At 65.0% G+C, this 17,950-nt stretch carries 17 protein-coding genes; 9 read left to right on the top strand and 8 right to left on the bottom strand.

What is annotated here, in order from left to right; genetic code table 11:
• Positions 1-22: 22 nt before the first annotated feature.
• Together RND64_RS15680 and RND64_RS15685 are read right to left on the bottom strand one after the other, a co-directional pair.
• The gene (locus RND64_RS15680; RefSeq protein ID WP_049698953.1) at positions 23-1,429 is read right to left on the bottom strand and encodes an FAD-binding oxidoreductase; all 1,407 of its coding nucleotides are present in this window, start codon (positions 1,427-1,429) and stop codon (positions 23-25) included.
• 7 nt (positions 1,430-1,436) lie between these two features.
• A complete protein-coding gene (locus RND64_RS15685) occupies positions 1,437-2,093 on the bottom strand; it encodes an SDR family oxidoreductase (RefSeq protein WP_049699066.1) in 657 nt (218 codons plus the stop codon).
• A gap of 260 nt (positions 2,094-2,353) precedes the next feature.
• Here RND64_RS15685 and RND64_RS15690 point away from each other — a divergent pair, with 260 nt between their 5' ends.
• Together RND64_RS15690 and RND64_RS15695 are read left to right on the top strand one after the other, a co-directional pair.
• Positions 2,354-2,830, top strand: coding sequence for a MarR family winged helix-turn-helix transcriptional regulator (locus tag RND64_RS15690; protein ID WP_442903952.1), 477 nt, complete (start codon positions 2,354-2,356; stop codon positions 2,828-2,830).
• A 77-nt stretch (positions 2,831-2,907) separates the two neighbouring features.
• Positions 2,908-4,743: an MFS transporter gene (locus RND64_RS15695; protein WP_049698952.1), complete on the top strand. Its 1,836-nt coding sequence runs from the start codon at positions 2,908-2,910 to the stop codon at positions 4,741-4,743.
• A gap of 510 nt (positions 4,744-5,253) precedes the next feature.
• Here the strand turns inward: RND64_RS15695 and RND64_RS15700 are convergent.
• The 5 genes from RND64_RS15700 to RND64_RS15720 form a co-directional block, all read right to left on the bottom strand.
• Complete coding sequence (locus tag RND64_RS15700; RefSeq protein ID WP_049698950.1) at positions 5,254-5,544, bottom strand: hypothetical protein; 291 nt, start codon at positions 5,542-5,544, stop codon at positions 5,254-5,256.
• Between the two features lie 80 nt (positions 5,545-5,624).
• Positions 5,625-6,521, bottom strand: coding sequence for a hypothetical protein (locus RND64_RS15705; RefSeq protein WP_049698949.1), 897 nt, complete (start codon positions 6,519-6,521; stop codon positions 5,625-5,627).
• 134 nt (positions 6,522-6,655) lie between these two features.
• Complete coding sequence (locus RND64_RS15710) at positions 6,656-6,898, bottom strand: hypothetical protein (protein ID WP_049698948.1); 243 nt, start codon at positions 6,896-6,898, stop codon at positions 6,656-6,658.
• Positions 6,899-6,960: 62 nt separating this feature from the next.
• The gene (locus tag RND64_RS15715; protein ID WP_049698947.1) at positions 6,961-7,419 is read right to left on the bottom strand and encodes a hypothetical protein; all 459 of its coding nucleotides are present in this window, start codon (positions 7,417-7,419) and stop codon (positions 6,961-6,963) included.
• Between the two features lie 112 nt (positions 7,420-7,531).
• Positions 7,532-7,861, bottom strand: coding sequence for a hypothetical protein (locus tag RND64_RS15720; RefSeq protein ID WP_049699064.1), 330 nt, complete (start codon positions 7,859-7,861; stop codon positions 7,532-7,534).
• Between the two features lie 130 nt (positions 7,862-7,991).
• Between RND64_RS15720 and RND64_RS15725 the strand changes: the two genes are divergently transcribed.
• The 5 genes from RND64_RS15725 (at position 7,992) to RND64_RS15745 (ending at position 13,310) form a co-directional block, all read left to right on the top strand.
• On the top strand, positions 7,992-8,465 hold the full coding sequence (locus RND64_RS15725) for an NUDIX hydrolase (protein WP_049698946.1): 474 nt from the start codon (positions 7,992-7,994) through the stop codon (positions 8,463-8,465).
• Between the two features lie 183 nt (positions 8,466-8,648).
• On the top strand, positions 8,649-9,683 hold the full coding sequence (locus RND64_RS15730) for an NADP-dependent oxidoreductase (protein WP_049698945.1): 1,035 nt from the start codon (positions 8,649-8,651) through the stop codon (positions 9,681-9,683).
• A gap of 128 nt (positions 9,684-9,811) precedes the next feature.
• Entirely contained in the window at positions 9,812-10,642 is an 831-nt protein-coding gene (locus RND64_RS15735; protein ID WP_049698944.1) for an aldo/keto reductase, read from the top strand.
• Positions 10,643-10,932: 290 nt separating this feature from the next.
• Complete coding sequence (locus tag RND64_RS15740; protein ID WP_049698943.1) at positions 10,933-12,123, top strand: aminotransferase class I/II-fold pyridoxal phosphate-dependent enzyme; 1,191 nt, start codon at positions 10,933-10,935, stop codon at positions 12,121-12,123.
• Positions 12,120-13,310 (top strand): serine hydrolase domain-containing protein, encoded by a 1,191-nt coding sequence (locus RND64_RS15745; RefSeq protein WP_049698942.1) that lies wholly within the window; start codon positions 12,120-12,122, stop codon positions 13,308-13,310. The genes RND64_RS15740 and RND64_RS15745 overlap by 4 nt, the downstream gene beginning before the upstream one ends.
• 100 nt (positions 13,311-13,410) lie before the next feature.
• On the opposite strand, the gene RND64_RS15750 is transcribed toward RND64_RS15745, so the two are convergent.
• Complete coding sequence (locus tag RND64_RS15750; RefSeq protein ID WP_049698941.1) at positions 13,411-14,481, bottom strand: hypothetical protein; 1,071 nt, start codon at positions 14,479-14,481, stop codon at positions 13,411-13,413.
• A 566-nt stretch (positions 14,482-15,047) separates the two neighbouring features.
• On the opposite strand from RND64_RS15750, the gene RND64_RS15755 reads away from it, so the two are divergent.
• A complete protein-coding gene (locus RND64_RS15755) occupies positions 15,048-16,685 on the top strand; it encodes an aromatic/alkene/methane monooxygenase hydroxylase/oxygenase subunit alpha (RefSeq protein WP_049698940.1) in 1,638 nt (545 codons plus the stop codon).
• Between the two features lie 185 nt (positions 16,686-16,870).
• A complete protein-coding gene (locus tag RND64_RS15760; RefSeq protein ID WP_049698939.1) occupies positions 16,871-17,914 on the top strand; it encodes a 2Fe-2S iron-sulfur cluster-binding protein in 1,044 nt (347 codons plus the stop codon).
• Positions 17,915-17,950: the final 36 nt, after the last annotated feature.

Here is a 17,950-nt window from a genome sequence, read left to right on the forward strand (position 1 = left end):
AAGCGATTTGGCGTGCCGATCACTACTCGAAGAGAACTCCAGGGTTGAGCAGCCCCGCCGGGTCGAGCGCAGTCTTGATCGCCTTCATCGTGTCGAGGTCTACGGCCGATCGGCCGAGTCCGGTCCACGCAACCTTCGCGCGGCCGATCCCATGTTCGGCGCTGATGCTGCCGCCATGCGCGGAGACAACTCGAAACACCCTGTCAGTCAACGATTCCACCGATTCCTCAGCGACGTCGAGCAGGTTCACATGAATATTGCCGTCGCCCACGTGCCCGAAAAGGATTGGCCGACAATCGTCGTCATCGGCAATCGCGGCGAGCTCAGCGAAGGCTGCAGGCAATGCCCGCAGGGGAACCGAGACGTCGAGCTTGACGACCGGCGTCGTCGTCGACCGTGCTATGGATTCGGTATGGCTTTCACGCACGAGCCACAGATCGCGCGCAGGCCCCGGTTCCACCACCGCATCGACGACGCCCGGCTGACCGTCGAGCACTTGCAGCACAACGTCTTCCGCGTCATGCGGACCCGAGACCTCCAGGAGGACATAGAACTGGGCGGGGCTCGACACGGGCCGTCGGACTCCGTGGTCGTGCACGAGATCGACACCTGCCTGAGTCATGATCTCCGCAGCCTCTGTGGTCAGCCCGGCGTCGGAGACGGCGTCGATCAAGGCGAGCGCCACCGATACGTCGTCGATGGCAGCGACGAACACGACAGTCGCACCGGTCGTCGGAACCAGGCGGACGAGCACGCGCGTGATGACAGCCAACGTGCCCTCACTCCCCGCGAGCAGACCCGGAACATCGTATCCCACATTGTCTTTCACGAGACTGCGCCACCGGCGCAGGATCTGTCCGTCGGCGCGCACGGCCTCGATCCCGAGTAGCTGACTGCGGGTGTTGCCATGCCGGATCATTCGAGTGCCGCCCGCGTTGGTCGCCACCATTCCACCGAGCGTTGCCGATTCACGCGACGCGAGGTCGACGCCGAACCGGAGACCGGCGCTCGACGCCCGCGCGTCGAGCGCCGCGAGTGTCACCCCTGCCTGCACGCCGACACTGCGGCCCACGGTGTCGATCTCGTCGATGTCGGTCATACGTGCGGTGGAGAGCACGATCGCAGGAGTCGACGCATCGGCGGGCGGAATCGACCCGCCGACGAGTCCGGTATTGCCGCCCTGCGGGCAGATCGCGATACCTTCGTCGGCGCACAGCCCGACGACCGCGGCGACCTCGTCAGCGGTGAGGGGACGAACAACCGCGACGGCGGAGCCGGTCCAGCGACCGGTCCAGTCGGTGAGGTAACCCGCCATCGCGTCGGCGTCGGTGAGGACGTGCGACGACCCGACTATCTCGCCAAGTCTCTCGCTGAGACTGCGCGAGACGTCGGGTCTGCCGCTTGCGGAATCGACGGGATCAGGAGCCACCTCCCGATTATGCGGGCTTGATGGCCTCCGCGATCGGCGTGGAGCCGTCGTTGAATTCGATGAACGTGCCGATAGTCGACGGCTCGGCGATCACGGCGGCCGCAACCTGCGCGACGTTGTCGCGGCTGGTGTGACCCTTCTTCCAGTCACCCTTGTGCGTGACGTCGATGCGGCCGGTGCCGGGGTCGTTCGTGAGTCCACTCGGCCCGAGAATGGTCCACTCCAGGTCGGTCTTCTTCAGATACTCGTCGGCCTCAGCCTTCGATTCCGCGTATGCGTAGAACGAATCATCCTCCGGCACACCGTGATCAGGGCCGGCCCCGAAGTAGGAGACCATGATGTATCGGTCGACGCCTGCCGATTTTGCCGCGTCCATCGACCGAATGGCCGCGTCGCGATCGACGGCGTAGGTGCGCTCCGGACTTCCGCCACCAGCACCCGCCGACCACACCACGACGTCCTGGCCGGCCAGGACCGAAGCGAGGCCCGCCGTGTCGAGCTTCTCGACGTCTGCGAGCAGCGGTTCCGCGCCGGTTGCTGAGACGTCGTCGGACTGGGCGTCGTTACGAATGACGGAGGTGACCTTGTCTCCCCCGTCGCTCAGGATCTTGGCCAGTCGCAGTGCGATCTTGCCGTGTCCGCCGATGATGATCACCTGGGTCATGAGAGTCCTCGATTCGTCGGTGAATGTGTCGCCATATCCAACGTACCGACGCCGACGGGTCATCCCGGCCGGAGCGCCGACGCCCTCAGGCGAACACCGTTCGCCGAGTTTACGATTGATTACTTAGCATCAAGCAACTATATTGATCGTGTCTGGGTCCCTTGACCGACTTCCCGTCATCTGGACTTTCGTAGGCCCCAGAAATCGAGCCCAGTCATCTATTGACCAACCGTTATCGACAAACGAAACCAATCGAGAAGGTGATCACGCTGTCCGACTCCACTTCGCTCGTCTCCACGTCGCTCGACGGAGCGGGCACAAAAGATGTCGCAGTGCTTCATCACCACCTTGTTCGCGTCACCCGCGCACTCCGCACCAGCGGAACCGGCAACCTCAGCGTCGGCACGGCATTGGCCCTCTGGACGATCAACGCCCACGGCCCGCTGCGCATGTCGGCGCTCGCCGAGCGTGAGGCGGTCGCACTGCCGACGGTCTCGCGCCTCGTCGCGAACCTCGAACAACTCGGGTACGTGACCAGGACACCCGATCCCGAAGACGGTCGCGCGCGCCTCCTGGTGGCAACTCCAGAAGGCGCGGATGTGATCACGCACGCCCGTACCAAAAAGGCGCAGTTACTCGGAGCCGCGATGGAGCGACTCGATTCGCAGCAGCAGGAGCGCGTCCACGCGGCCATCGAAGATCTCGCCGACGCCCTGGCCGAAGAGATCTCGACCTGACGGGCCCTCACGTCCCTTCGACTTCTCCACTACCGAGAAATCTCGACTACCAGCCATGACTTTGCAGAAGGATTCACATGACCACTGCGGTTAACGACGCCGGGTCCGCGCAACCGGCGCAGTCTCCCACTCACGATCCCCACTACAAGTGGATCGCGCTGTCGAATACGACGCTCGGCATGCTGATCGCGACGATCAACTCGTCGATCGTGCTCATCGCGCTCCCCGACATCTTCAAGGGCATAAATCTCAATCCGCTTCTCCCCGAGAACACCAGCTATCTGCTGTGGATGATGATGGGATTCCTCGTCGTCACGGCCGTGCTGGTGGTGAGCTTCGGCCGCCTCGGTGACATGTTCGGCCGTGCGCGGATGTACAACATGGGCTTCGCCATCTTCACCGTCTCGTCGATCCTGTTGGCGATCACCTGGTTCGACGGAAGCGAGGCGGCCATCTGGCTGATCTTCTGGCGCATCATCCAGGGTGTCGGAGGCGCGTTCCTGATGGCCAACTCGTCGGCCATCCTCACCGACGCCTTCCCGCCGAACCAGCGAGGTCTGGCGATGGGCATCAACGGTGTCGCCGCCATCGCGGGCTCGTTCCTCGGCCTTCTGGTCGGTGGTCTGCTCGCGCCGATCCAGTGGCACTACATCTTCCTGGTCTCGGTGCCCTTCGGCGTCGTCGGAACCATCTGGGCGTACCTCAAGCTGCGCGACACCGGCGTTCGCAAGCACTCGAAGATGGACTGGTGGGGCAACGTGACCTTCGCCGTCGGTCTGGTCGCGATCCTCATCGCCATCACCTACGGCATCCAGCCTTATGGCGGCTCCAACATGGGATGGGGCAACCCCTGGGTCCTCACGGGGCTCATCGGTGGCGCGCTCGTCCTGGCGATCTTCGTACTGATCGAGACCAAGGTCGCGAGCCCGCTCTTCGAGCTTTCGCTGTTCAGGAATCGTTCCTTCGCCTTCGGTAACCTCGCCAACCTGATGGCGTCGATCGGTCGTGGCGGTCTGCAGTTCCTGCTCATCATCTGGCTGCAGGGAATCTGGTTGCCGCAGCACGGCTACGACTACAGCCGAACCCCCTTGTGGGCTGGTATCTACATGGTTCCGATGACCATCGGCTTCCTCCTCAGCGCACCGGTGTCGGGCGCCCTCAGCGACAAGCTGGGCACCAAGTGGTTCACCACGCTCGGCATGCTCATCACGGCAGGCACTTTCGCCGCACTGATCGCCATCCCGGTCGACTTCGACTACTGGGTATTCGCGTTGATCCTGCTGATCAACGGCGTCGGCATGGGCTTGTTCGCCTCGCCCAACCGCGCGGAGGTCATGAACAGCCTTCCGATCACGTCTCGTGGTTCCGGCGCGGGCATGATGACGACGTTCCAGAACGCCGCGATGGTGTTGTCGATCGGCCTGTTCTTCTCGCTGATGATCGCGGGCCTCAGCCAGCACCTGCCGTCGGCCATGTACAGCGGCCTCACGTCCAACGGCATGCCGTCCGACGCTGCCAACGGGATCGCACACCTACCGACCGTCGGCATTCTGTTCGCGGCATTCCTCGGCTACAACCCGATCAAGGAGGTGGGCGGACAGGCACTGCAGGGATTGCCGCAGGCCAGCGTCGACCACCTCACCGGGCTCGACTTCTTCCCGCACCTGATCAGCGATCCGTTCTCCGACGGCCTCACCGCGGCGTTCACGTTCGCCATGATCTGCTGCGTGATCGGCGCGATCGCGTCGCTGTTCACCGGCAGCAAGAAGATGAAGGTCGAGTCGGTCGACGGCACTGCCGCGGAGTCGCGTAAGCCTGCCGAATCACTTGGCGAGGAGCTCGCCGCGGTCGCGGCCGACGCGAGCGAGATGCCCGGCGAGCTGGTGACTCCCGACTCGTCGCGTCGTTCCTGACGGCGCGCCCCGCCCGCGGGTCGAGCCCGATCCGCTGGTCGAGTTTGCCCCGCTGGTCGAGCTTGTCGAGACCCCCCGGGGCGCCTGGCTCGGTAGATGTGTGTCGTTTGTGAAGATGTGGGTGCTGCAGCACCCACATCTTTACGTTCGACACATATTTGGGCCGGAGCGGCCCCACTCCGCTGGTCGAGCTTGCCCCGCCGGTCGAGCTTCCCCCGCTGGTCGAGCTTGTCGAGACCACCCACCCGCCGGTCGAGCCACACCCGCCGGGTCGAGCCTGTCGAGACCACCCGCCCGCCGGCCGAGCTCACGCCCGCTGGTCGAGCTTGCCCCGCCGGCCGAGTTTGCCCCGCTGGTCGAGCTTGTCGAGACCACCCGCCCGCCGGTCGAGCTTCCCCGCTGGTCGAGCTTGTCGAGACCACCCGCCCGCCGGTCGAGCCACACCCGCCGGGTCGAGCCCGATCCGCTGGTCGAGCTCACACCCGCTGGTCGAGCTTGTCGAGACCACCCTCAGTCGTGGAACTCGTTCCTCGGGAGGCGTGCACGGGCGTCGGCCGACCAACGTGCCGCGCGGACCCGCAGGTTCCAGCGAGCAGGGGGCACGGTGAACTCCATCCACCGACCGTCGCCGAGCCAGAGCGCCCAGAGGTCCTCGTCGGGAAAGTCGCCCATCCGCACGTAGATCCGTTCACCCGCTGCGGTCGCGGTCAGCCAGCCCTGGTCGGTCGGGTCGTCGATGAAGTCTGCCTCTGCGGCGAGTACCGATTCCAAGTCGACGACGCGGTCGGCGCGACTCACCATTGCTCTCCCCCTTTGTTGATTCACGCTCGGTTGATCCGCTCGGCGCCCCCGCGCCGCCTCGATTTCCGACTATCAGATCGTCAGTCGTCGAGCCCCACGCTGCTCACCGCGGCCACGACCTCACGGCAGAACTCACGGCCCTCGCGCAACGGGACGATGCCGGTCGTGTGGACCAGGTAGGCAACGTTCCCGCGGGCAAAGACCTCGTACCTCAGCGCGCAGAACCTACGCTCCCCGAGATCGAGGTACGTCCCGGTCTGCAGCGATGCCCCCTCCGTCCGAAAGCCTCGAGGAGTGGTGACGACGTCGTCTTCGTCCCAATCAGGCAGGGCGCGGGCTTCGACGGGCGCGTGGTCGAGCAACGCACCGAGGTCGGTGTGATGGTCGACGATGAACCGGGTGAGCACGATCGCGATGGTGCCTTCGCAGCCGTTCCCCGCGACGAAGAGCCGCAGACATCCCGGCGACTGAGCGGCTTCCCAGGCGTCGTCGAGGTCGATGGTGATCTCGCCGGGCACCGACATCGGATCGGTGACCCGCCGCGCGGAGACCGCCATGCGGGTGAGTCGATCGAGGATCGGGACCGGCGCATCAGCTGCCGACCGTGCGGACTCCGCTGACCGACGCCGCCGTGTCGCAGCAGTGCTGCGCGGCGCGTTCGCGGCGTGCCCACCCAGTCGAGTCGACGTCGCGCCGGGCCGATCGCGGCGAGTCATCCGGGTGAAGAACTCGCCCGTTCGCGTGTCGAATTCACCCGTGCAGGCGCCGAAGTCGACCGGGTCGGCAACCCCCGTCGAGTCGTCTGCGCGCTCGGCAGGGGCCCCAACCTCATACGGATCCGCGGCCTGCACGGCCTCCGGTGTGTGGATCGGTTCGGTGAGCGCGGCCTGCTCGCTCGACCCGGCGGGGTCGGGCGTATCCGGGTCGGTCTGCACGAGGAGCCGGGTCACCGGTACGGCATCGCTGTCAACGGACACCGGACAATGGTACGCACGTAACAATCCCGGTGACCATCTCACGCGAGAGTTGGACGCCCCACACTGGTATTGAATCCGCTGAAATGAATCCTACTGTCGCGCTGGCGAATTCACGGGTGGGTCGTTTGCCGTACTCAGAAGCCCGATGAGCCGCCATCCGACTTCGACGATCGCGATGCCCGGAAGAGCATGTAGCCGCCGTAGATGGCCAGCGCGAAGAGTCCGATCCAGAAGAGTCCCTTGAGTACCGGGCCGATGATCGCGAGCGCAATCAGCGCCACGACGACGATCCCGAGAATCTTCCAGAAGCCCATTCCCGAGCCGTTGTTGTTAGTGCCGTTCGACGATGTGCTGGTGCTGTCATATGAAGTGGTCATGACTCCACGATGCGTGAGATCTGCGGGGAAATCACCTGTTCGGAGCCGATCTGGGGGAAAGATCAGGGGCATCCCCGAGCCGGCTGCGGTGCGGTGTAACTCCACCCCAACGACCCCGGATGCCGCCACGCGCACCGGTCTCGGAACCAGCCGATACAGATGTCGGCGATCAATTCTGCAGAGGCGCTGACGAGATAGCCGTGGGTGCAGTCGTCGAAGCGGTCATCGAGGCGCCACCGGTTTCGCAACGACCGCGGCACCGAGTAGCCGGCAAGTCGTGGATGCTCCATCAGGTCCGTCGAGAGTCTCACCAGGTAGACGCCGCCATGTAAGACGTGCACTTGAGCGCATTCCACGTCGGATTCAGGCGTGAGGGTGGTGTCGAGACCCGCGGGTCCGAGATCGAGTACGGCCGCGTTCGGCATCGCGCGCAGCTCTTCGATCAGCCACGTTCTCGCCTCGGCCCAGGCATGCTCAGCGGACGGCCCGCGCGACACATTGTGCGAAGTAGGGGTGTTCATGCTGCCATGCCTCGTTTCGGCGATCGGATGCGTTCTTACACGCGCACATGACAGTGAAGCACCCACCACTGACAGATTCGCCGAACACGCGTTCGGCAGCGTCGTGTCGCGGCTACTTCTTCTCCGGCTCGTCGCGACCGAGGGCCGCGTCGGTCTGCGCGTCCGCATAGCCGGGCTTCACGACCCAGTTGGCCTCCACGCCGTCGGCGCGCTTCTGCGCCTCGTACTCCTCGGCGATGTTCTCGTTGTCGACGGTGACCAGCGGCGACCCGCCGAATTCCCGATACAACGCGAACACGACCAGCACCAACCCGAGCGCGGCGCACACCCAGGTGCTACCCGGGCCGCTCGACCAGCCACGATCGACGACGTCGACGATCGCCCACACAACGCCGACCAGTCCGATGCCCACCAGCACCGCGAAGACACCCTTACCACGCATCGATCGCACCTTTCGCCTGCATGTTTCTGCCTGCACACTCGACCCCGATCGGTCATAGCCGATCCTGCCACGGCACCACGAGACCGGATGTGCGACGGCACGACTCGGCCGGCCACGGCAAAATGGCCTCATGCCGATTCCCGGATTCATCACCGAACTGCGCTCCCACGTCGGGCATATGCCGCTGTGGCTCTCCGGTGTGAGTGGAGTGGTCCGTGACGATCACGGGCGGATTCTGCTCACTCAGCGCGCCGATACCGGCGAATGGGCGGTCGTGTCCGGCGTGCTCGAACCGGGAGAAGAGCCCGCGCGCGCGATCATCCGGGAGATCGCCGAGGAAACCGCCGTCGACGCGGAGGTAGTTCGATTGACCAGTATCGACGTCACTCCGATGGTCACCTACCCCAATGGCGATCAGACGCAATACCTCGACGTGTGTTTCCTGGTCCGCCACCTCGCAGGCACGCCACGCGCAGCCGACGACGAGAACACCGACGTCGCGTGGTTCGCGCCAGATTCGTTGCCCGCGAACCTGTCCGAGACATCGAAGCTGCGCATCGAGAAGGCGCTAGCAGACACCGCGGAGACGTGGTTTCGGCGCTGAGTCAACTCCGCCGACATCGCGAGATCGCCGAGTCGGCCGCCGACTCACGCGTGAGGTCGATCACGCGCATCGGCCCCGACGCGATGCGTTTGTGATGCGGCGTTGTCCGACTGCTCGTGATCGACACCGGACGGTGACCTTCGGATCGGAATAGCGCCACGGTTGCTGCGCCTTGAAGCAGTTATGGCCGATTCAACGAACTCAGACTCATCGACTACTGACTCAGCGAAGACACCGACCAACGAGAACACCCTCGACATCGAGTCGGCCGCCGTCACCGCGCGGCAGGCCGTGGCCAACGAGTACGGCGAACCGTCGACGGTCGTCGAGATCGTGAAGGCCGAATTGCCACTCCCCGACCCGGGACAAGTCGTCATCGATGTCACGGCGATCGGCGTCAATCCCGCCGACGCCAAGACGGTGCGCGGAGTGATGGGCACCGACGAATCGAAACTTCCCATCCCCATCGGCAACGAACTCGCAGGTGTCGTCCGTGCGGTCGGCGATCCACTCGACGGTCAGACACCCAGCTTCGCGGTCGGCGACGAGGTCGTCGCGTACCCGATCTCCGGCGCCTACGCCGACCACGTCGTCGTCAACGAGAAGTCGGTCCACATCAAACCGGCAGGACTCGACGACGAACATGCGGCAAGTCTCCTGCTGGCAGGTGTCACCGCAGCCGACGCGATTGCCACCGCAGGCGTGCAGGCCGACGACACCGTGCTCATCCACGGCGGCGCCGGAGCCGTCGGCGTGATCGCGGTGCAGTTGGCAGGCAAGATCGGGGCAACCGTCATCGCCACCGCCGCGCCCGCCAATCACGACCATCTGCGCGAACTCGGGGCCATCCCTGTCGCGTACGGCGACGGCCTTCTCGAGCGTGTGCAAGCGGCTGCAGAAAATCCGGTCACCGTGGCCATCGACACGGTCGGCACCGACGAGGCTGTCGACGTGTCGCTCGCTCTGGTCGACGACCGCGACCGCATCGTCAGCATCGCGGCGTTCGGGCGCGGCGACGACGGCATCGTGCTGATCGACGGTTCCACGCCGCAGAGCAAAGAGAACCGCAGTAACGCAATCGACGGCCTGATCGCCGACGCGGCATCGGGCGCTCTGGTGACAGATGTCGCCGGGACGTATCCGTTGGACCAAGCCGCCAAGGCGCTCGACGACATCTTGTCGTCGCATCCGCGCGGCAAGTTCGTGTTGCTGCCCTGACCCCTTCAGATCCATCTATCTCGCCAGGGGTAGGCCTCGGCCACGACGCCGCGCATGCAGACCGAGCGTGCGCGGAATCCCCCGGCGATCGTGTTTCCCATTAGTTCCGTAGACGCGAAAGGTGTTCCATGACAGTCCCACTCATCACTCTCAACAACGGCGTCGAGATCCCGCAGCTCGGTTTCGGCGTGTTCCAGATCGAGCCGGAGAAGACGGTCGACGCAGTGCGCACTGCCCTGGACGTCGGATACCGCCACATCGACACGGCCGAGATGTACGGCAACGAGAAGGAGGTCGGTGAGGGCGTCAACGGGTCCGACGTCCCACGCGACCAGGTGTTCATCACCAGCAAGCTCAACAACGGATTCCACGCGTACGACGACGCGCTCAAGGCCACCGACCAGACGCTCGCCGACCTCGGCGTCGACGCCGTCGACCTGTTTCTGATCCACTGGCCGCTGCCGGAGGTCGGAGATTTCGTCGAAACGTGGAAGGCGCTCGAGAAGATCTACGCCGACGGCAAGGCGCGGGCTATCGGAGTGTCGAATTTTCAGAAGCACCACCTCGAGCGGCTGTTCGCCGAGACCGAGATCGTCCCCGCGGTCAATCAGATCGAGGTGCACCCCTATCTGACGCAGGACGATCTGCGTGCGTTCAACGCCGACCACGGCATCGCGACCGAGGCATGGTCGCCGATCGCACAGGGCGACGTCCTCGACGATCCGGTCCTGAAGAAGATCGCCGAGGAGAAGGGCAAGTCGACCGCCCAGGTCACCCTGCGGTGGCACATCCAGCGCGGCGACATCATCTTCCCCAAGTCGGTCACCCGCTCGCGCGTCGAGGAGAACTTCGACCTCTTCGACTTCGAGCTGTCCGGCGACGACGTCGCAGCCATCGACGGCCTCAACAAGAACAAGCGCCGCGGCCCCGATCCGGACACCTTCAACTACGTGCCCTGACCTGCGGCGCACGCCGGTTTCGCTCCCGCTCGGCCCACCAGCCGAGCGGGAGCGTCGTATTCACCGACCGAGCCCCACCCGCTGATCGAGCTTGTCGAGATCCACCCGCCGACCGAGTCCCTCCTCGCTGATCGAGCCCCTACTCGCTGATCGAGCTTGTCGAGATCACCCACCCGCCAACCGAGCCCCCTTCCGCTGATCGAGCGGGCGCGAGCGCAGCGAGCACCCGAGTCGAGATCACTCCCCCACCCCGAAACATCCCGCGCGCGCCGTCGCGCACAATGAGACGAATGAAGATCTCGCAGCGCGCCCAAGAGGTCGCACCGTTCTACGCGATGGACTTCGCGGGCAGAGCGGCCGCCGTCGAGGCGCAGGGCAGCCCGGTGATCCGGTTGAATATCGGCGAACCCGATTTCGGCGCTCCGCCAGCATTTCTCGCCGCGGCTCGCGAGGTCTCCGACGGCCGTCCGCTGACGTACACGGGAGCACTAGGCCTCCCCGAACTACGCGAGGCGATCGCCGACTTCTATCGCCACCACTTCCGCGCCGACGGCGTGACAGCGGAGCAGGTCGCGGTCACCTCGGGTGCGTCGGCTGCGTTGCTTCTCGCATGCGCGGCGCTGATCGATCCCGGCGACGGTGTGTTGATCGGCGATCCGTCGTATCCGTGTAACCGACAGTTCGCGCAGGCATTCGGTGCGCAGGTCAGCCTGGTGCCGACCGGCATCTCCGATCGATTCCAGCTCACTCCCGACCTCGTCGACGCCGCCTGGTCGGAGAGCACGCGCGGGGTGATCGTGGCGTCGCCGTCGAACCCGACCGGCACGTCGCTCCCCTACGACGACCTCGTCGAACTGTGCCATCGCGTCGCCGAGCGCGGCGGGTGGAGCATCGTCGACGAGATCTACCTCGGACTCTCCGATCCCGGCCCCGACGGCCGGCCGCCCCGCAGCGTCCTCGCCGACCCATCCGTCGGCCCCGATGTTGTTGTGGTGAACAGCTTTTCGAAGTACTTCGGCATGACGGGGTGGCGGCTCGGCTGGTGCATCCTGCCACCCGACATGGTCGACGTCGTCGAGCGCCTCGCGCAGAACTTCTACGTGTGTCCACCCACTCCCGCCCAACTCGCGGCGCTGAGCTGCTTCACTCCGGAATCCCTTGCGGTATGCGAAGATCGACGCCGCGAATTCGTCGCTCGACGACAACTCGTGCTTGACGCACTCACTGCGATGGGCTTGCGCGTGCCGGTCTTCCCCGACGGCGCGTTCTACGTGTACATCGACGTCTCCGACACCGGGCTTGGCTCGTGGGAGTTCTGCGAGCGCGCGCTCACCGAAGCACACGTAGCACTCACTCCCGGAAAGGATTTCGGCGTCGAAACGGCCGATGATCACGTCCGACTGTCGTACGCGGCGTCGACAGCCGATCTCACAGAAGGTCTCCGACGCCTCGCCTCATTCGTCGAAAGTCTGGCGCGATGAAGGTCGACGCCGCAGACCTCGACACCGCCGCACTCGACCACATCATCGACGCCGCGCCCGCGGACGGCGCGCTACCCGGCATCGTCTCAGGTGTCACCACCGCCGAAGACACGATCTACCTCAAAGCAGCAGGTCCACGGGCCGCGGGCCGCGACGAGGCACTGGCCACGGACGCCGTTCTCGCCCTGTTCTCCATGACCAAACCACTGACCGCAACGCTGGCACTGCAACTCGTCGACGACGCCCTCCTCGACCTCGACGCCCCCGCGTCGGAGTACGCACCCGACCTCTCCGAAATCGGCGCCCTCACCGGGTTCGACGGAGACACACCGGTGGTGCGCGCGCCACGTACTCCTGTGACCACCCGCCAATTGCTCACTCACACAGCGGGATTCGCCTACGACTTCTTCGACGCCGACTGCGCGCGGGCAGTCGCGGGCCTCGGCCTGCCCGACGTCGCGACGGCGACGCAGGCATCGCTGCAGGCACCGCTGATGTTCGATCCCGGAACCCGGTGGGAATACGGGACGAACCTCGATTGGGTGGGCAGGGTCATCGAAGGCGCCACCGGACGCCGACTCGGCGACGTCATGACCGAACGCCTACTCACACCATTAGGCATGCGCGACACCACTTTTCGTCGCGGACCGCAGATGCTCGAGCGAAGCGCGAACCTGCACGTGCGCACCGCGGACGGCCACCTCAAGGCCTTGCGCTCGCCGACCTCGCCCGACGAACCCGAACTCGACATGGGCGGCCAGGGCCTGTACTCCACCGCCGGAGACTTCCTCAAATTCATCCGATTCTGGTTGCGCGGCGGCCGATCCGACTCAGGGCAACAACTACTGCGCCCGGAGACCGTCGGCGACGCAATGCGCAACCAGCTCGGAGCACTCGAGATCACACCACTCCCGGGCGTCAACCCTCGCAAAACCAACGATGTCGACTTCTTTCCCGGCGTCGGCAAAGGGTGGAATCTCGTCGCGATGACGAACAATTCGCAGGCCCCGACCGGACGCAGCGCGGGCTCGATGGGCTGGGCCGGGCGGGCCAACCTCTACTTCTGGGTCGATGCCCGAAGGGGCATCGGCGGACTCTGGGCCACCCAGCTCCTACCGTTCTTCGACCCTGCCGCCGTCGCCGCGTCGCAGCAGTTCGAGCAGGCGGTGTACGACTCCCTGCCCTGATCGCGCCTGGGGCATCGAACCGCTGCGGGGCGTCGTAAATGTGTGTCGTATCGAAGGATGCGGGTGCTGCAGCGCCCACATCCTGCGATAAGACACACATTCATGCGCTGGCAGGTTCGACGATCAGCGCCAACTTCACGAGCCAGCGTCGGATCAGTGCCGCGACCCTCCCACCCCGGAGATCGTCCCAGGTCCAGCGCACGACCATGACGCCCATCGCGCGCAGCTCGTCTTCCCGACGCTTCTCGCGCAGCACAACCTCGGTCGCGTCCTCTCCCGGTTTGGGCAGCTTCCCGTACTTCACCTTGCCGTCGAACTCTCCGACGAGGCGCCCGCCCCAGTCGAAATCAGTACGCGCCACGTGCTCGCCGTCGACGTCGCGGAACGTGTGCTGCAGCCGCGCGGCGGGCAAACCCGCCTCGATCATCTGCGCCCTACTCCACGACTCGCCCGGATTCTCCGACCGCCCATCAGCGTGGTGCAACGCTCGGCGCGCAAGGCCCACTCCGCGACGCTTGCCGGTGAGCATCTTCGTCATGAGCTCCCGATCGGCACCGAGCCGCAGAGCCGAATCAACAACCGCGAGCGCTTGAGCGAACGTCGCTGCCCCGCAGGCGATGTCGACAGCCGTTCGTTCGATCGAAGTGACCAGCACGCCGTCAACCTCGACGAGCTCGTCGTCAGACAGCGTCGCGACATGGCGGTGATGGGTCGCGGTTCGAAATCCCGCACCACCCACCGTCGTCGAATGGACGCGCGTCAGCGTCGGCGAGAGCATCTCGAGACCATGCACCGCCGCGGCACTCTGGTGACTCAGCGCTGCGCGAGGTTCAGCTGCCTCTTCCACCCCCGCTTCCGATTCCGATGCGCCCGACTCGGCGGCCTCCGACTCACCCGAGCCGCGATCCCCCGCGCCCTCACCCTTCGCGGCTTGCACGGACGCGAGCGCGACGAGACGGTGGTGTTCGAGCCGCGTCCGATCGCCGCAGACGACGAACACCCCGCGGTGGACACGCTCGATCTCCCGTCGACGCAGCGACGCCCGCAGGTCGTTGTCGGTGTACCCGGCGGCCAGCACCGCGTTCCGATGAATGAGCCCGAACCGGTCCGCTGGATAACAAGCAGCCGGATGACGGGCAGTGGAGTTGCGCGCGGCGGAGGGTGAGTGCATGACATATCCGACGCACCCCGAGCCCGCCCGGTTCCAATTCCGCCCACATCCACCCCGCGCCGCGCTAGATGTGTGTCGAACATAAAGATGTGGGCGCTGCAGCACCCACATCCTTCGATACGACACACATCCTCAACCCGGCTCGACGACGCACCGCCCGCACCCGGGCCGCGCACCCGCCGCCCGCGCCCCGAGCGCCCGCCCCGCTGCCCGCAGCGGCCCACGCCCCGCGACCTGCCGAGACCGCCCGGTTCCAATTCCGCCCACATCCACCCCGCGCCGCGCTAGATGTGTGTCGAACGTAAAGATGTGGGCGCTGCAGCACCCACATCCTTCGACACGACACACATTTACAACCCGGCTCGACGACGACGCGCCGCCCACACCCGAGCCACGCCCCACGCCCGCCAGCAGCCACCCCACCCCCATCGCATGCCCGCTGCGCGATCGTGAATATGTGCCGCGTCTCACAGTGAGACGGCTGTGATGCACCTCACGCGGTTGTATCGAAAGCGCTCCAGTCCAGCCAGGTCGGCACAGCGCCGGCCCATACGAGGAGGCGCACATTGAGCAGGCAGAGCTTGACCAAAGCCCATGCGAAGATCACCGAGTTGTCGTGGGAGCCCACCTTCGCCACCCCCGCCACTCGGTTCGGTACCGATTACACGTTCGAGAAGGCCCCCAAAAAGGATCCGCTCAAGCAGATCATGCGGTCGTACTTCCCGATGGAGGAGGAGAAGGACAACCGCGTCTACGGTGCCATGGACGGCGCCATCCGCGGCAACATGTTCCGGCAGGTCCAGGAACGTTGGCTCGAATGGCAGAAGCTGTTCTTGTCGATCATCCCCTTCCCTGAGATCTCTGCCGCACGCGCGATGCCGATGGCAATCGACGCCGTCCCGAACCCGGAGATCCACAACGGGCTCGCGGTGCAGATGATCGACGAGGTTCGTCATTCGACGATCCAGATGAACCTCAAGAAGCTGTACATGAACAACTACATCGATCCGGCCGGCTTCGACATCACCGAGAAGGCATTCGCGAACAACTACGCGGGCACCATCGGCAGGCAGTTCGGCGAGGGCTTCATCACCGGTGACGCGATCACCGCGGCAAACATCTATCTGACGGTCGTCGCCGAGACCGCGTTCACCAACACCCTGTTCGTGGCCATGCCCGACGAGGCGGCCGCCAACGGCGACTATCTGTTGCCGACGGTGTTCCACTCGGTGCAGTCCGACGAGTCGCGCCACATCTCCAACGGTTACTCGATTCTGTTGATGGCCCTGGCCGACGAACGCAATCGTCCACTGCTGGAACGGGATCTGCGCTACGCGTGGTGGAACAACCACTGCGTCGTCGACGCCGCGATCGGCACCTTCATCGAGTACGGGACCAAGGACCGCCGCAAGGACCGCGAGTCCTACGCCGAGATGTGGCGCCGCTGGATCTACGACGACTACTACCGCAGTTACCTTCTGCCACTGGAGAAGTACGGTCTGACGATTCCGCACGACCTGGTCGAGGAGGCGTGGAACCGCATCGTCGACAAGCACTACGTGCACGAGGTCGCCCGCTTCTTCGCCACCGGCTGGCCGGTCAACTACTGGCGCATCGACGCCATGACCGACACCGACTTCGAATGGTTCGAGGAGAAGTATCCCGGTTGGTACAACAAGTTCGGCAAGTGGTGGGAGAACTACAACCGCCTCGCCTACCCCGGCAAGAACAAGCCGATCGCCTTCGAGGACGTCGACTACGAGTACCCACACCGGTGCTGGACGTGCATGGTGCCGTGCCTGATTCGCGAGGACATGGTGACCGACAAGGTCGACGGCCAGTGGCGCACCTACTGCTCGGAGACCTGTGCATGGACCGACAAGGTGGCATTCCGTCCCGAGTACGAAGGTCGCCCGACCCCGAACATGGGGCGCCTCACCGGTTTCCGTGAATGGGAGACGCTGCACCACGGCAAGGATCTCGCCGACATCATCAAGGATCTCGGCTACGTCCGCGACGACGGCAAGACGCTCATCCCGCAACCGCATCTCGATCTCGATCCCAAGAAGATGTGGACGCTCGACGATGTGCGCGGCATTCCGTTCGGCAGCCCGAATGTTGCGCTGAACGAAATGAGCGACGAGGAACGCGAAGCTCATATCGCCGCCTACATGGCCAACAAGAACGGGGCCGTCACGGTCTGATCCGCGACGGACGCACTCGCCGCGCCGGTCGAGCAAGCCCGAGCTTCGCCCGGCTCGGCGAGTGACCCCGAGCCCCGGGGTAAGGGCGTATCGAGACCACCTCCGCAAGCGTGGTCTCGATACGCCCCCGGCTTCGCTCGCGGCCCCGACCAGCGCGGACATCCCCATAAAGCCCAGGAGACTTCATGGCCGACACGCATCACATCAGCTTCGAACCCGTCGATATCGAGATGGAGGTCGCCGAGGACGAGACCATCCTCGACGCCGCATTCCGGCAGGGAATCCACCTCATGCACGGCTGCCGAGAAGGCCGTTGTTCGGCCTGCAAGTCGTACATGCTCGACGGCGACGTCCAAATGGACGACTACTCCACCTTCGCCTGCAACGACGCGGAAGAAGCCGAAGGGTACGTACTTCTCTGTCGCACATACGCATACAGCGACTGCGAGATCGAGCTCCTCAACTTCGACGAGGACGAACTCCTCGGCGGTGCGCCCATCCAGGACGTCACCACGAAGGTCGCCGCCATCGAGCCGATGACCCGCGACATCGTGTCGCTGAAACTCGACGTCGTCGAGCCGGAAACCGTCGAATTCAAGTCGGGTCAGTATTTCGACCTGTTCATCCCGGGCACCGATGAGAAGCGGTCGTTCTCCATCGCCACCACCCCGGCGACTCCGGATCGGCTCGAGTTCTTGATCAAGAAGTATCCCGGTGGTCTGTTCGCCGGCATGCTCACCGATGGCCTGTCGGAGGGGCAAGAGATCAAGGTGAACGGCCCGTACGGGTCGTGCACGCTGCGCAACGGGCACGTCCTCCCGATCGTCGCGATCGGCGGGGGCGCCGGGATGGCGCCGCTGCTCTCACTGCTGCGACACATCAGTGAGACAGGGCTGCACCGGCCGGTCCGGTTCTACTACGGCGCACGCACCGCGTCGGATCTCTTCCTTCTCGACGAAATCGCCACTCTCGGTGAGAAAATCGAGGATTTCTCGTTCACCGCGTGCCTGTCGGAGAGCACCGACGACGCACCTGACGGCGTCACCGTCATCGGCGGGAACGTCACCGACATCGTCAACGACAACGAAGCGGACCTCGCACGAACGGAGGTGTATTTCTGCGGTCCCCCACCCATGGTCGATGCAGCTCTCGCGCTGGCCGAGCAGCATTCGGTTCCGCGCGACCAGATCTTCTACGACAAGTTCACCAGCCCGGCATTCGACTCCTGATCACGACCATCGCGGTCGAATCAGCCTGAACGACAG

It is taken from the genome of Gordonia sp. w5E2 (assembly GCF_036540975.1).
GTDB classification, from domain to species: Bacteria; Actinomycetota; Actinomycetes; order Mycobacteriales; family Mycobacteriaceae; genus Gordonia; species Gordonia jacobaea.

Excerpts from the sequence above, each read along its gene's own strand:
- RND64_RS15685 (WP_049699066.1), bottom strand. The coding sequence starts at position 2,093 with ATGACCCAGGTGATCATCATCGGCGGACACGGCAAGATCGCACTGCGA.
- RND64_RS15735 (WP_049698944.1), top strand. The coding sequence starts at position 9,812 with ATGACAGTCCCACTCATCACTCTCAACAACGGCGTCGAGATCCCGCAG.
- RND64_RS15710 (WP_049698948.1), bottom strand. The coding sequence starts at position 6,898 with ATGACCACTTCATATGACAGCACCAGCACATCGTCGAACGGCACTAAC.
- RND64_RS15700 (WP_049698950.1), bottom strand. The coding sequence starts at position 5,544 with ATGGTGAGTCGCGCCGACCGCGTCGTCGACTTGGAATCGGTACTCGCC.
- RND64_RS15745 (WP_049698942.1), top strand. The coding sequence starts at position 12,120 with ATGAAGGTCGACGCCGCAGACCTCGACACCGCCGCACTCGACCACATC.
- RND64_RS15730 (WP_049698945.1), top strand. The coding sequence starts at position 8,649 with ATGGCCGATTCAACGAACTCAGACTCATCGACTACTGACTCAGCGAAG.
- RND64_RS15725 (WP_049698946.1), top strand. The coding sequence starts at position 7,992 with ATGCCGATTCCCGGATTCATCACCGAACTGCGCTCCCACGTCGGGCAT.
- RND64_RS15740 (WP_049698943.1), top strand. The coding sequence starts at position 10,933 with ATGAAGATCTCGCAGCGCGCCCAAGAGGTCGCACCGTTCTACGCGATG.
- RND64_RS15695 (WP_049698952.1), top strand. The coding sequence starts at position 2,908 with ATGACCACTGCGGTTAACGACGCCGGGTCCGCGCAACCGGCGCAGTCT.
- RND64_RS15715 (WP_049698947.1), bottom strand. The coding sequence starts at position 7,419 with ATGAACACCCCTACTTCGCACAATGTGTCGCGCGGGCCGTCCGCTGAG.
- RND64_RS15750 (WP_049698941.1), bottom strand. The coding sequence starts at position 14,481 with ATGCACTCACCCTCCGCCGCGCGCAACTCCACTGCCCGTCATCCGGCT.
- RND64_RS15720 (WP_049699064.1), bottom strand. The coding sequence starts at position 7,861 with ATGCGTGGTAAGGGTGTCTTCGCGGTGCTGGTGGGCATCGGACTGGTC.
- RND64_RS15760 (WP_049698939.1), top strand. The coding sequence starts at position 16,871 with ATGGCCGACACGCATCACATCAGCTTCGAACCCGTCGATATCGAGATG.